10 protein-coding genes are annotated in these 13,596 nt (G+C 65.9%); 7 read left to right on the forward strand and 3 right to left on the reverse strand.

The annotated features are described in order from the left end of the window. Window positions 1–24: 24 nt before the first annotated feature. The 6 genes from AC1ROX_RS07180 (at window position 25) to pcp (ending at window position 7,093) form a co-directional block, all read left to right on the forward strand. The gene (locus tag AC1ROX_RS07180) at window positions 25–1,956 is read left to right on the forward strand and encodes a glycoside hydrolase family 17 protein (RefSeq protein WP_493123880.1); all 1,932 of its coding nucleotides are present in this window, start codon (window positions 25–27) and stop codon (window positions 1,954–1,956) included. 22 nt (window positions 1,957–1,978) lie between these two features. Further along, on the forward strand, window positions 1,979–2,440 hold the full coding sequence (locus AC1ROX_RS07185) for an SRPBCC family protein (protein ID WP_230548651.1): 462 nt from the start codon (window positions 1,979–1,981) through the stop codon (window positions 2,438–2,440). Between the two features lie 255 nt (window positions 2,441–2,695). Then, window positions 2,696–3,181: a (2Fe-2S)-binding protein gene (locus AC1ROX_RS07190; protein ID WP_493123882.1), complete on the forward strand. Its 486-nt coding sequence runs from the start codon at window positions 2,696–2,698 to the stop codon at window positions 3,179–3,181. Between the two features lie 3 nt (window positions 3,182–3,184). Continuing rightward, the gene (locus AC1ROX_RS07195) at window positions 3,185–5,569 is read left to right on the forward strand and encodes a xanthine dehydrogenase family protein molybdopterin-binding subunit (RefSeq protein WP_493123884.1); all 2,385 of its coding nucleotides are present in this window, start codon (window positions 3,185–3,187) and stop codon (window positions 5,567–5,569) included. Window positions 5,570–5,584: 15 nt separating this feature from the next. Beyond that, the gene (locus tag AC1ROX_RS07200; protein WP_493123886.1) at window positions 5,585–6,382 is read left to right on the forward strand and encodes an FAD binding domain-containing protein; all 798 of its coding nucleotides are present in this window, start codon (window positions 5,585–5,587) and stop codon (window positions 6,380–6,382) included. Between the two features lie 69 nt (window positions 6,383–6,451). Further along, window positions 6,452–7,093, forward strand: coding sequence for a pyroglutamyl-peptidase I (pcp, locus tag AC1ROX_RS07205; protein ID WP_493123888.1), 642 nt, complete (start codon window positions 6,452–6,454; stop codon window positions 7,091–7,093). Here pcp and AC1ROX_RS07210 read toward each other — a convergent pair whose 3' ends face one another. After that, window positions 7,094–10,198: an efflux RND transporter permease subunit gene (locus AC1ROX_RS07210; protein WP_493123890.1), complete on the reverse strand. Its 3,105-nt coding sequence runs from the start codon at window positions 10,196–10,198 to the stop codon at window positions 7,094–7,096. Between the two features lie 27 nt (window positions 10,199–10,225). Then, window positions 10,226–11,380 (reverse strand): efflux RND transporter periplasmic adaptor subunit, encoded by a 1,155-nt coding sequence (locus tag AC1ROX_RS07215; RefSeq protein ID WP_493123892.1) that lies wholly within the window; start codon window positions 11,378–11,380, stop codon window positions 10,226–10,228. Between the two features lie 110 nt (window positions 11,381–11,490). Here AC1ROX_RS07215 and AC1ROX_RS07220 point away from each other — a divergent pair, with 110 nt between their 5' ends. Continuing rightward, window positions 11,491–12,153 carry a TetR/AcrR family transcriptional regulator gene (locus AC1ROX_RS07220; protein ID WP_493123894.1) on the forward strand — a complete coding sequence of 221 codons (663 nt, stop codon included), beginning with the start codon at window positions 11,491–11,493 and terminating at the stop codon, window positions 12,151–12,153. A 12-nt stretch (window positions 12,154–12,165) separates the two neighbouring features. On the opposite strand, the gene AC1ROX_RS07225 is transcribed toward AC1ROX_RS07220, so the two are convergent. Continuing rightward, window positions 12,166–13,365 (reverse strand): TMEM43 family protein, encoded by a 1,200-nt coding sequence (locus AC1ROX_RS07225; RefSeq protein ID WP_493123896.1) that lies wholly within the window; start codon window positions 13,363–13,365, stop codon window positions 12,166–12,168. Between the last annotated feature and the right edge of the window lie 231 nt (window positions 13,366–13,596).

Below are 13,596 nucleotides of genomic sequence, written 5' to 3' on the forward strand. Positions count from 1 at the left end.
AGCGATCCTGCTACAAGCCTCCCCATGCGTGCACTCGTGGCGCTGCTGGCTTTCGCGGTCGTAGCGGCTCTCAATTTCCTGTGGTGGTGGTATCCGAACCGGCCGGTCGACATCGCCGGCTGGAGCGCCGCACCCCTTCAGAGCGTCTCGTTCGCTCCCTACCGGCCGGGCCAGAGCCCGCTTACGCGTACTTTCCCGACGCCCGAGCAGATCGATTCCGATCTCAAACGGATGCAGGGCAAGGTCAAGTCGGTGCGCACCTATTCCTCGGGCGAAAACCTCGAGGCGGTGCCGCAATACGCCGGCAAGTACGGGCTCAAGGTCTGGCACGGCGCCTGGCTGAACAACAACGAGAAGGAAAACCTCGAGCAGATCAACCTGCTGATCGACCATGCCAACAAGTACAAGGACACGATCGAGCGGGTGATCGTCGGCAACGAGGTGCTGCTGCGCAAGGACCTGACGGCGAACGAGCTGCGCCGCTACATCCGGCAGGTGAAGCAGCGGGTCACCCAGCCGGTGACCTACGCCGACGTCTGGGAATTCTGGCTGCGCAATCCGTCGCTGGCCGACGAGGTCGACTTCATCACGATCCACATCCTGCCCTACTGGGAGGACGAGCCGATCGGGCTGGAGCGCACGGAGGCCGACGGCAAGCTCGCCATCGAGAAGCACCTGGTCGACATCTACAAGAAGGTCCAGGAGCGCTTTCCCGGCAAGAAGATCGTGATCGGCGAGACCGGCTGGCCGAGCGACGGCCGTATGCGGTCCGATGCGCGGCCGGGCCGGGTCGAGCAGGTAAAATACTTCTCGATCTTCCGGCAGGCCGCCGAGCGCGAAGGCTTCGACTACAACGTCATCGAGGCCTTCGACCAGTACTGGAAGGCGCGCCAGGAGGGCACCGTCGGCGCCGCCTGGGGCCTGCTGGACGCCCAGCGCCACGACAAGTTCGAACTGGGCAAGCCGGTGACGGCCGAGCCGCACTGGCCGCTGCTGTACACGATCTCGACCATCGTGGGCGCGCTGCTGCTCCTGGCCTATGCCACGCAACGGAAGGCCGGCCACTGGAAGGGCATCCTGATCTTTGCGCTGTTCGCGCAGCTCGTTGCCACTTGCTACGTCGAGGCGACCTGGGTCGACTATACGCGCGCCTTCTATTTCGAGCGGACGGTCGGTGTTGCCTTCTGGGCGATCCTGCTGGCCCTGTTCAGCTATGCCCTGCTGCGGGGTATTTCGGACAGCCTGACCGGCCAATCGGCCGACCCATCGCTCTACAGCGCCCGGGTGCGCGAATCCTGGCGTGCCTGGCGTGAACTGCCGCGTTACCGCATCCTGCAGCGCGCCGACCTGCTGGCGCAGGTGCTTTATCTCGCGCTCACGATCCTCTGCATCTTCTACCTGATCGTCATCAGCATCGACTGGTACGACGGGGTGATCCGCATCGGCGACTGGTTCCGCCAGATCGCCATCGACGGCCGCTACCGCGACTTCCCGATCTGGAGCTTCGTGATCCCGAGCATCGTGCTGATGCTGTGGAAGACCATCACGGTCCTGCGCAGCGAGCCGGTGGCACGCGACCATCGCCTCGCCCGGGCGCTCTCGTTCGGCCGCCTGCTGGGCTACGACGGTAGCCGCGGCTTCGTGCGCATGGACCGCCGGCTCAGCCGCTTTGCGCCGGTCTGGCCCGAGATATTCTTCGCCGCCATGCTGATCTTCTGGGCCGTCGTCATGGTCGTAACCGAGGGCGCCATCAAGTTGCACGATGGCGGCGCCGGCGGCTTCGTCTCGGCGGACGGCGGGCGCTGGGTCATCCGCACGCTGTTCTGGAACACCCAGGCGAACTGGTTCGCGTGCCTGGCGCTGTTGATGGCCGTTCCTTACATCGCCACCATCTACCTCTCGGTACGCGAGCCACTGGCAGAATTGCCGCCGGACTCCTATACCAACAAGTGGTAGGCGCAGAGCCGGGAGTTACGACATGGAAATCAAGGGCGAATACAGGATCGGTGCGTCGCGCGAGAAGGTCTTCGCGGCGCTGAACGACCAGGCCATTTTGCAGGCCTGCATTCCCGGCTGCGAATCGCTGGAGATGCTTTCTCCCACCGAGATGACGGCCAAGGTCCGCCTGCGCATCGGCCCCGTCAGCGCGGCGTTCGGCGGCAAGGTCACGCTCTCCGACATCGACCCGCCGAACGGCTACAGGATCACCGGCGAAGGGCAGGGCGGTGTCGCGGGATTCGCCAAGGGCGGCGCAGTCGTGACGCTCACGGAAGACGGCAGTGACACGATCCTGAAGTATGACGTGGATGCCCAGGTCGGCGGCAAGATCGCGCAGGTCGGGGCGCGCCTGATCACGGGCACGGCCAAGAAGCTGGCGGACCAGTTCTTCGGCAAGTTCGCGGAGAGCGTCGGCGCACCGCCGCCGGTCGCGGCTGCCTGATCGTGGCGCCGTCAGGCGAGCTTCCGCCGCCCGTGCCGTCTGCTGCAGCGCAGCGTGGCTTCAGGCACTGGACGATCATCGGCGTCGGTGCCGTCTTTCTGATTCTGGTCTTTCTTGCGAGTCGTTAGCAGTTAGCGACAGAATCCTGCAATTCCCTTGACCGGAATGTAGAGGGCTTGCGAGAGTCGGGCCAACGCCCGGCGGACGCGCGTAGTTGGCGCAGCCGCGAACCAATACGTGAGGGGAGAATTAAGTATGACCATTTCCGTCGCCATGACCGTCAACGGCAAGTCCGTCTCGGGTAAGGTCGAGGCGCGCACGCTGTTGGTTCAGTTCCTGCGCGAGCATCTCGGCATGACCGGGACCCATGTCGGCTGCGACACCAGCCAGTGCGGCGCCTGCGTCGTCCATGTGGACGGCCAGTCGGTGAAGTCCTGCACCATGCTCGCGGTCCAGGCCGTCGGCGCCAACGTCACGACGATCGAAGGCCTGGCCGAGAGCGCCGAGAAGCTGCACCCGATGCAGGAAGCCTTCCGCGACAACCATGCCCTGCAGTGCGGCTTCTGTACCCCCGGCATGGTGATGAGTGCTATCGACATGGTGAAGCGTCACAACTACCAGCTCGACGAAGCCACGGTGCGCCGCGAGCTCGAAGGCAATCTCTGCCGTTGCACCGGCTACCACAACATCGTGAAGGCAATCCTGGCCGCTGCGCCGGCTATGAAAACCGCAGGGGTGTAAGCCATGACCTCCGCTACCGGAATCGGTGCCCGCGTTCTGCGTACGGAAGACAAGCGCTTCCTGACGGGAACCGGTCGCTATGTCGACGATCTGCCCCTCGCACGGGCGACCTACGCGTATTTCCTGCGTTCGCCGCATGCCCATGCGAAGATCAAGAGCATCGACATTTCGGCAGCGGAGAAGAATCCAGGCGTCGTCAACATCTTCACCGGCAAGGATCTTGCCGATGCCAAGGTGGGCGGCCTGATCTGCGGTTGGGTGGTGAAGGATAAGAACGGCGAGCCGCACAAGGCGCCGCCGCATCCGGTCATGGCGGTCGACACCGTCCGCTATGTCGGCGACACCGTCGCCATGGTCGTGGCCAACAGCCATGACGAGGCGAGGGATGCAGCCGAGGCCATCAAGGTCGACTACGAAGTCCTGCCGGCCAATGTCGACCTGGCCAAGTCCTTCGACAAGGACGCGCCACAGGTCCACGCCGAAGCGCCGGGCAACCTGATCTACGACTGGGAGATCGGTGTGAAGGCCGATGTCGAGGCGGCGTTCGCCAAGGCGGCGCACGTCACCAAAATGGACATCGTCAACAATCGTCTGATCCCCAACGCCATGGAGCCGCGCGCGGCGGCAGCGGACTACGACAAGGGCACGGGCAACTACACGCTCTGGTCGACCTCGCAGAACCCGCACGTGCTGCGCCTGATCCTGTCGGCCTTCGTACTGGGCATCCCCGAGCACAAGCTGCGGGTCATTGCCCCCGACGTGGGCGGCGGCTTCGGCAGCAAGATCTTCTGCTACGCCGACGAGACGATGGTCTGCTGGGCGGCCTCGCGGGTCGGCCGGCCGATCAAGTGGACGGCCGAGCGCAGCGAGTCCTTCCAGACCGACTGCCATGGCCGCGACCATGTCACCCATGCCGAGCTGGCGCTCGACAAGGAGGGCAAGTTCCTCGCCCTCAAGGTCGAGACGATCGCCAATATGGGCGCGTACCTGTCGACCTTCTCGACGGCGGTGCCGACCTATCTGTACGCGACCCTGCTGGCCGGCCAGTACACGACGCCGGTCATCTACGCCAACGTGAAGGCGGCGGTGACGCACACGGCGCCGGTCGATGCCTATCGCGGCGCCGGCCGTCCCGAGGCGACCTTCGTCATCGAGACGATCGTCAGCAAGGCGGCGGCCGAGCTGAAGATGGATCCGGCCGAGCTGCGCCGGAAGAACTTCATTCCGTCGACGGCCTTCCCGTACCAGACGCCGGTGGCGCTGCAGTACGATTCGGGCAACTACCCGCCGATCATCGACGAGGCGATGAAGATCGCCGACTACCCGGGCTTCGAGGCCCGCCGGGCCGAGGCCAAGGCGCGCGGCAAGCTGCGCGGCATCGGCTTCTCCTCCTACATCGAGGCCTGCGGCCTGGGACCCTCGCGGGTGATCGGCCAGCTGGGTGGCGGCGTCGGCCAGTGGGAGTCGGCGCAGATCAAGTTCAACCCGACGGGCAACGTCCAGGTCCTGACCGGCGCCCACAGCCACGGCCAGAGCCATGAGACGACTTTCGCCCAGCTGATCTCCGACAAGCTCGGTGTACCGATCGAGAATGTCGAGGTCATCCACGGCGACACCGCGACCACGCCGTTCGGCATGGGCAGCTATGGCTCCCGTTCGCTGGCGGTCGGCGGCTCGGCGATCATGAAGGCGGCCGACAAGGTCATCGCCAAGGGCAAGAAGATCGCGGCCCATCTGATGGAAGCCGACGTGGCCGACGTCGTGTTCGAGCAGGGCACCTTCAAGGTGGCCGGCACGGACAAGAACGTGCCGCTGGCGCAGGCGGTGTTCGCCGCCTACGTGCCGCACAACTACCCCCTTGAGGAACTCGAGCCCGGCATGGACGAGAACGCCTTCTACGACCCGTCCAACTTCGTCTATCCGGCCGGCACGCAGATCTGCGAAGTCGAGATCGATCCCGACACCGGCATCGTCGAGGTCATCGCCCATACCGCGGTCGACGATTTCGGCAACATCATCAATCCGATGATCGTCGAGGGGCAGGTCCATGGCGGCATCGTCCAGGGCGTCGGCCAGGCGTTGTTCGAGGGCGCCGTCTACGACAAGGACACCGGCCAGCTGCTCAGCGGCTCGTTCATGGACTACACCATGCCGCGCGCCGACAACTTCCCGTCGTTCAAGCTCGGCTCCAAGGTCACCCCGTGCCCGCACAATCCGCTGGGCGTGAAGGGATGCGGCGAGGCGGGGGCGATCGCGGCTCCCGCGGCCGTGATGAACGCAGTCCACAACGCGCTGGCGCCGATCGGCGTCAAGCATGTCGAAATGCCCGCCACGCCGCTCAACGTGTGGCAGTCGATCCAGGGCGCCCAACACGCGCCCGCCGAGTAAACGGAGGAAATCCAGATGTACGATTTTGCCTATCACCGCCCGAAGTCGGTCGCAGACGCCGTCAAGCTGCTCAAGGGCAACGAGGAAGCCCGCCCGATGTCGGGCGGCATGACCCTGATCCCGACGCTGAAGCAGCGCCTGGCGCGGCCGAGCGATGTCGTCGATCTCGGTGACGTCAAGGAACTGGTCGGCATCAAAGTCGAGGGCAACAACGTCGTCATCGGCGGCATGACCAAGCATGGCGATGTCGCCACCTCGGCCGACGTGAAGAGCAACATCCCGGCGCTGGCCGACCTGGCCGGCCATATCGGCGACCCGCAGGTCCGCAACCGCGGCACGATGGGCGGCTCGGTGGCCAACAACGATCCGGCGGCGGACTATCCGGCGGCCGTCGTGGCCCTGAACGCCACGGTGACGACGAACACCGGCACGCACACGGCCGACAGCTTCTTCAAGGGCCTGTTCGAAACGGCGCTGGGCGACGGCGAGATCGTCACCTCAATCAGCTTCCCGAAGGTCGAGAAGGCTGCCTACATGAAGTTCCCGAACCCGGCCTCGCGCTACGCGATGGTCGGCGTGTTCGTCGCCAAGACGGCGTCCGGCGTGCGAGTCGCCGTGACCGGCGCCGGCCCCTGCGTGTTCCGGGTGAAGGCGATGGAAGAGGCCCTGTCCAAGAACTTCTCCTCGGACGCCATCAAGGACATCAAGGTACCGGCCACGGACCTCAACAGCGACATCCACGGCAGCGCCGAGTATCGCGCCCATCTGGTGGGCGTGATGGCCCGCCGCGCGGTCGACAAGGCCAACAAGTAGCCGTTCGGCATTCGAAGGACTAACGTCGGGGCGCCCCTAACCGGGCGCCCTTTCGTTTGAGGAAATTGCATGCGTGCGTTGGTGACAGGCTTCGATCCGTTCGGCGGCGACAAGGTCAATCCCTCGTCCTTGGCGGTGAGCCGGCTGAAGAAGAAAATCGGCAAGGTCACCGTGGTGACCGCGGTCCTTCCGACTTCCTACGCCAAGTCCGCCAAGGCGCTGCGCGAGGCGATCGACAAGGCCAAGCCCGACATCGTGCTGTGCGTCGGCCAGGCCGGCGGCCGCACCGAACTCTGCCTCGAGCGGGTCGGCATCAACGTCCAGGACGCGCGCATCCCCGACAACGATAGGAAACAGCCGATCGACGTGCCGGTGCGCGCGGACGGTCCGGCGGCCTACTTCTCCAATCTGCCGATCAAGGCCTGCGTCGCCGAGATGCGCAAGGCGGGACTGCCGGCCGTCGTGTCGAACACCGCCGGCACCTTCGTCTGCAATCACATCCTCTATTCGCTGATGGACATCATCGAGAGCCACGCGACGAAGATGCGCGGCGGCTTCCTGCACATTCCCTACGTGCCCGAGCAGGCGGCGCGGCTGGGCGGCGCGCCGTCGATGGCCGTCGACGACATCGCCCACGGCATCGAGATTATCGTCGCGACCAGCGCTGCGCGGACGACGGACATCCAGACCGCCGAAGGTCGGATCTCCTGATCACTCCGCCGCGATGGCGAGCGGCGGCGGGACGTGGCGGGCCGGTGCCGTCTCCGTCGCGGCAACCGGCTTCTTCACCCTGAACCACGCCGCATAGAGCGCCGGCAGGAAGAGCAAGGTGAGGGCGGTGGCGACCAGCAGGCCGCCCATCAGGGCGACGGCCATCGGGCCCCAGAAGACGCTGCGCGACAGCGGAATCATGGCGAAGATCGCGGTGCCGGCGGTCAGCAGGATCGGGCGGGCGCGGCGCACGGTGGCGTCGATCACCGCGTCCCACTTGGCATGGCCGGCGGCGATGTCCTGGTCGATCTGGTCCACCAGGATCACCGAGTTGCGCATGATCATGCCCGCGAGCGCGATCACGCCCAGCAGCGAGACGAAGCCGAAGGGCTGGTTGAACAGCAGCAGGAACAGCGACACGCCGATCAGGCCGAGCGGGGCGGTCAGCAGCACCAGCGCGAGCTTGGAGAAGCTCTGGAGCTGCAGCATCAGGAATAGCACCATCAGGAAGGCCATCAGCGGCATCATCTTGAAGATCGACGCCTGGCTCTTGGCCGACTCCTCCTGGTCGCCGCCGACCTCGATGCGGTAGCCGGGCGGCAGGGTGGCGCGGACCGGCGCCAGCGCCTTGTCGATGCGGGCGGCCACGTCGGGACCCTGCACGCCGTCGGCCACGCCGGCGCGGACGGTCATCAGCAGGTCCTTGTTGCGCCGCCAGAGGATCGGCTCCTCCAGCTCGAACTTGAGCGTCGCGAGCTGGGCCAGCGAAACGACGCCACCCGTCGAGGTGCGCATGTTGATCGCCTCCAGCCCCTCGACGCTCAGCCGCTCCGGCGCGACGGCGCGGGCGACCACGTCGATCGATTCGGTGCGCTCGCGATACTGGGTGACGTTGATGCCCGTCAGCAGGGTCTGCAGCGTGTTGCCCAGCGCCTGCGAATCGACGCCCAGCGCGCGCGCCTTGGCCTGGTCGACCTCGAGGCGCACCGTCTTGGCGAGCTCGTTCCAGTCGAAGTTGACGTCGCGCGTCGCGGGATCGGCCTTGAAGACCTGCCGCACCTGTTCCGCCACCTTGCGAACCAGCTGCGGATCGTCTCCCAAGACGCGGAACATCACGGGGTAGCTGACCGGCGGGCCGTTCTGCAGGCGCTGCACGCGGGCGCGCACGGCCTCGAAGTCCTGCTTGAAGAGGCTGTCGAGCTCGGCCACGACCCGCTCGCGCGCCACCAGATCCTTGGTCATGACGATGATCTGGCCGAAGTTGGCGTTGGCCAGCTCCGGTACCGTCGGCAGGTAGAAGCGCGGGCTGCCGGCGCCGACATAGGCCGTGTACGAGGCCACGTCAGCGTTGTTGCCGAGCCACGTTTCGAGCCTGGCGACCTCGGCGTCGGTGGCGCTCCACGAGGCGCCCTGCGCCAGCTTGAGGTCGACGATCAGCTCCGGCCGGTTGGCGGTCGGGAAGAACTGCTTGGAGACCAGACCGAACGCCGCGAGCGAGCCCACGAAGGCCAATGCCGTGATGGCAATGGTCGTCTTGCGCCAGGTGACGCACCAGGTGACCAGCTTGCGGAAGAACGTATAGAGGCGGCCGTTGTATGGATCGTGATGCTGGACCTTGGGCGTCGGCAGCAGGTGGTAGCCCATCCACGGCGTGAACAGGACGGCCACGAACCACGAGATGATCAGCGACAGGCCGACGACCCAGAAGATCGAGTTGGTGTATTCGCCGGCGCCGGAGCGTGCGAAGCCCACCGGCACGAAGCCGATGGCGGTCACGAGCGTGCCTGTCAGCATGGGGAAGGCGGTCGAGGTGTAGGCGTAGGTGGCGGCCTCGAGACGGCTCGCGCCCTGTTCCAGCTTAACCATCATCATTTCGACCGCGATGATGGCGTCGTCGACCAGCAGGCCCAGCGCAATGATCAGCGCGCCGAGCGAGATGCGCTGGAAGTCGATGCCCAGCAGCAGCATGCCCACGAAGGTGATGGCCAGCACCAGCGGCACCGACAGAGCCACGATGACGCCGGTGCGGATGCCGAGGCTGATGAACGAGACCACCAGCACGATGGCCAGTGCTTCGAGGAGCGAGGAGCTGAACTCCTCGAACGACTTTTCCACGACCTCGGGCTGGTTGGCGATGCGATGCACCGTGATGCCGACCGGCAGGCCGGCCTCGACCTCTTTCATCGTCTTGTCGAGGGCGGCGCCCAGCTTCTCGACATTGCCGCCCGGGGCCATCACGACGCCGAGGCCGATCACCGACTTGCCATTGAAGCGCATGGCGAGCTGTCGCGGGTCCTGGTAGCCGCGCTTGATCTCGGCGACGTCGCCTAGAGTCAGGGTCTGGCCGTTGGCGGTGAAGGGGAGCGCCAGAAGCTGTTCGGCCGAAGTCGGCGCGCCGTCGACGCGGACGGCGACGCGCTCGCCCTTGGTCTCGACCGTGCCGGTCGCCACGATGGCGTTCTGGCGGCGCACGACCTCGAGAATCTGGTCGACCGGGACGCCCAGCATGGCCAGCCGCGTATGGCTGAACTCGATGTAGATCTTCTCGTCCTGGAGGCCAAACAGGTCGGCCTTGGTGACGTCGGGCACGCGCAGCAGGCGCTGACGCACCGCCTTGGCGATCTCCTTGACCTCGGCCGGCGAGAAACCGTCGGCCTCGAAAGCCCAGATCAAGGCATAGGTGTCGCCGTATTCGTCGTTGAAGAACGGACCGACCACGCCCTGCGGCAGCGAGTTCCGGATGTCGCCGACCTTCTTGCGCACCTGATACCAGAGGTCCGCCACCTTGCCCGGCGGCGTGTCATCCCGCAGCGAGACGTAGATCACCGTCTCGCCGGGCTTGGTGTAGCTCTGGACGTTGTAGAAATAGGGGAGTTCCTGCAGCTTGGTTTCGATCTTCTCGGTGACCTGCTGCTCGACCTCGCGCGAGGTGGCGCCGGGCCAGGCGGCCGACACGACCATCTGCTTGATGGTGAAGGGCGGATCCTCGGCGCGGCCGAGATTGAAGAAGGCGTAGAAGCCCGCAAGCGTCAGCGCGATCATGAAGAACACGGTGAGCGTGCTGTACTTCAGCGCCAGCGCCGACAGGTTGGTGCGCGTCGTCATGGATCGTCTCCCCGCCGATAGAGGGCGTTAGCGCGCCGCCTGTTGCTGCTGTTGCAGCGGCTTCACCTTCTGGCCGGTCTCCAGCTTGTGCACGCCCGCCGTGGCGATCAGCTCGCCGTCCTTGACGCCGGAGGCGATGGCGGCGGTGTCGTCGCGCCAGCGCGCGATCGTGACGGGCCGCAGTTCCACCGCGCCGCTGTCGCGATCGACGACCCACACGGCCGGCTGCGTGCCGCGCTGGAAGATGGCGGACAGCGGCACTTCGGCGACCGGTGCATTGTCGGGACGCGCGAAGCCCAGGGTCGCCGTCATGCCGAGGCCGATGAACTCTGGCGGCTCGATGATGCTGAAGCGGGCTGCGTAGGTGCGGGTCACGGGATCGGCACTGGGCGAGAGCTCGCGCAGCCTGGCCGCATGGCGCTTGCCGGGATCCGACCACAGCTCGAAGGTGGCGGTCGGGTTTTCACGCACGACCTTCAGGCGATGCTCGGGCACGCCGACCACGATCTCCAGCTCGTTCGTGCGGGCAACGCGCACCACGCCCTGGCCCTGCGCCATGACCTGGCCGACCTCGGCCTGCACCGCGGTGACGACGCCCGCCGTGTCGGCCTGGAGCACCGTGTAGGCAAGGTTGTTCTCGGCCGAGGCGAGTTGGCTCTTGGCCTGGTCGACGCGGGCGAGCGCGGTCGAGGCGATGGACTGACGCTGGTCGAGGGTCTGCGGTACGAAGGCGGTGCTGCCGCGCAGGTTCAGGTAACGCTCATGGTCGGCCTTGGCGCGGGCATAGTCGGCTTCCGCGGAAGCGAGAGCGGCGCGGGCATTGTCGACGGCGAGCTTGTAATCCGCCGGATCGAGCGTCGCGATCACGTCGCCGGCCTTCACCACCGCGCCGACATCGACCGAGCGCTGGACGATCTTGCCCGAGACGCGGAAGCCCAGCGTGCTCTCGATGCGGGGAACGACGGTGCCCGCCAGCAGCAGCGCCTGGCTCTGCTTCTTGTAGGCGATATCGGCGACGCGGGCAGGCCGCAAGACCGGTTCGCTGTTGGCCGCGGGACGGCTGGCGTTCGCATGGAAGGAGAAGGCGGCGAAGGCGCCTCCCGCCAGAATCACGCCGGCTGCGCCCAAGGCGGCCAGCTTCGCGGGAAACTTGGCGGGGAGCTGAACGTTGGGGAGACGCATGGCGGGCCTTCCTTCGGACGTTTACAATGGGACAGTGAATCTAAACGCCGTTAACTTACCATTGATAACTTATCTGTGTTAATATAAGAGTCAAGGGCAGGAGAACCCGAGTGAACGCTTTTTCAACAGCGGCGACAGGCGGTCGGAAGAAGCGCGGCGAGGGCCATACCCGCCGCGACGAGATCCTCCAGGCCGCCAAGGAACTGTTCCTGGAGCAGGGCTACGAGGCCACGACGATCCGGCGCATCGCCGATCGCGTCGGCGTGTCCGCGCCTGCGCTGTATCTCTATTTCCTCGACAAGGAGCAGATGATGCTCGCGCTCTGCGATCAGACCTTCGGGTACCTGATCGAGAGCATCACCGAGATCGAGAGTTCCGTCAGCGATCCGCGCGAGCGCATCCGCCGCTTCGGCGAGGCTTATCTCAAGTTCGGGCTCGCGCACCCCGACGAGTACAAGCTGATCTTCCTGGGCTCGAACATCCCGGAATCGATCCGCAAGCTCGGCCACAAGATGCCGACGGACGACCCGACGCGGCCGGGTATCGGCGGCGCCATCGTGTTCCAGCGGCTGGTGGCGATCTTCGTCGAGGCCAAGCAGGGCGGCCTCAAACTCAACTATCCGCCCGACACCTGTGCCGAACTCTGCTGGATGGGCATCCACGGCGTTGTCTCGGCGCTGATCCTGAAGCCCGACTTCCCCTGGTCGAACCGCGACCTGCTCGGAACCGGTATGCTCGACATCGTGCTGAAGGGCGTCATCGCCGCCACCTGACGTTCAGCCCGCTCAGGCGGGACCGGTGGCCGCCTTCTTTGCCGCCGCCCGCGCGTGCATCAGCTTCGCCAGCCCCCAGGTCGCGGCAACGCCGGCCACCAACACGCCGATGCCGATCAGCGGCCGGTACCATAGCCAGCCGACCGCGATCACGACCGGCGCGATGGCCATGGTGCAGACCAGCGCCACCAGGAACGTGCCGGCGGCGATCACGTCGCCCAGCAGCGGGATCACACTGCCCGCGACGGCGAGCGGCCGCAGCACGAGGGCGAAGCCCACCAGCATGAAGATCACGCCGATCAGGCGCAGCATCCAGGTCATGGTGACGTTCTCTTCCTGCGCATGCTGGAACATGATCTTGGCATCGACGATGCCCGGCGAGATCAGCTCGACCGTGGTGCCGGTGTTGGTGGGGAAGGGTGCGAAGCCGGATCCGGCCCCTGATCCGGATTGGGCGGCGACCACACTGGCGTTCTGCAACGGCACTTCCGAGAAGGAGATGCGCATGTCGCCGATCGCCGGCTGCGATGGATCGCGGCCGGCATAGAGCACGCCGTCGTTCAGCGAGACGGGCTTCTCGACACGGTTCTGCAGTGCGTTGACCTGGGCGTCCGTGGCGGGCAGGCGCTTGGCTTCACCGAAGCCGTGCAGCAGCGTATCGGGAACGGCGAAAGTGCCGAGCCGCGTGCCCGCCGCCAGCAGATCCCGCGACTGGTAAATCATCACCGGGTTGGTGTGGCCCTGCGGCTCCCTGAAGCGATCCGAATCGATCGGCTTGTCCGACCAGGTGCGCACGTACTTGTAGGTCGTGGTGCGCTCCTCGCCGCCGCCCAGCCGGGTGCGGCTCTCGCTGTGGGTCTCCTCCTTCCACTGATACACCTCGACATGCCGCTCGAGGCGCACGCCACGGACCCGGACGGCGAAGTCGGGATCGTCCACGGGGCCGGCGGTCGAGAGCATGCCGCTGACATGGATCAGCCTGCCGTCGTTCGCGGGATCGACCTTGTCGGCCGAAACGCTGCGCACGATGCTCGCACCCTCGGTCAGTCCCTGCGCCGTGCGGATCGCCCGGCCCTCGTTCCAGAACAACAGGCCGATCGATACGACGACCAACACAAAGCCCATCAGCACGCCGACGACCGCCTGCCCGAGGCGGGCGAACCACGATGTGTTGGTGACCTGTGTCACCTGATCGATGCCGGGTTGTTCCATTGAAGCTGCCCTCGAATTGGGCGGGGAGACTAGAATCACCATCCTCCCCATTCAAATGCAGGCTATCGCATATGAGACAAAGGTCCCTCGCTTACGCTCGGGATGACACCGTTTGTTTGATCGGCGTACTGCGCAAATCCCAACAAAATTGTCATCGCGGGCGGGGTAACCCCCGCCCTGGAGCGTAAGCGAGGGACCTTTCGCCTTATTCAAATGGGGAGTTGCCGGGCT

The sequence above is a fragment of the Reyranella sp. GW821-FHT14A01 genome (assembly GCF_058803965.1).

Bases quoted from the DNA above. Each gene is read 5' to 3' on its own strand.
- AC1ROX_RS07180 (WP_493123880.1), top strand. From the start codon at position 25: ATGCGTGCACTCGTGGCGCTGCTGGCTTTCGCGGTCGTAGCGGCTCTC.
- AC1ROX_RS07185 (WP_230548651.1), top strand. From the start codon at position 1,979: ATGGAAATCAAGGGCGAATACAGGATCGGTGCGTCGCGCGAGAAGGTC.
- AC1ROX_RS07190 (WP_493123882.1), top strand. From the start codon at position 2,696: ATGACCATTTCCGTCGCCATGACCGTCAACGGCAAGTCCGTCTCGGGT.
- AC1ROX_RS07195 (WP_493123884.1), top strand. From the start codon at position 3,185: ATGACCTCCGCTACCGGAATCGGTGCCCGCGTTCTGCGTACGGAAGAC.
- AC1ROX_RS07200 (WP_493123886.1), top strand. From the start codon at position 5,585: ATGTACGATTTTGCCTATCACCGCCCGAAGTCGGTCGCAGACGCCGTC.
- pcp (WP_493123888.1), top strand. From the start codon at position 6,452: ATGCGTGCGTTGGTGACAGGCTTCGATCCGTTCGGCGGCGACAAGGTC.
- AC1ROX_RS07210 (WP_493123890.1), bottom strand. From the start codon at position 10,198: ATGACGACGCGCACCAACCTGTCGGCGCTGGCGCTGAAGTACAGCACG.
- AC1ROX_RS07215 (WP_493123892.1), bottom strand. From the start codon at position 11,380: ATGCGTCTCCCCAACGTTCAGCTCCCCGCCAAGTTTCCCGCGAAGCTG.
- AC1ROX_RS07225 (WP_493123896.1), bottom strand. From the start codon at position 13,365: ATGGAACAACCCGGCATCGATCAGGTGACACAGGTCACCAACACATCG.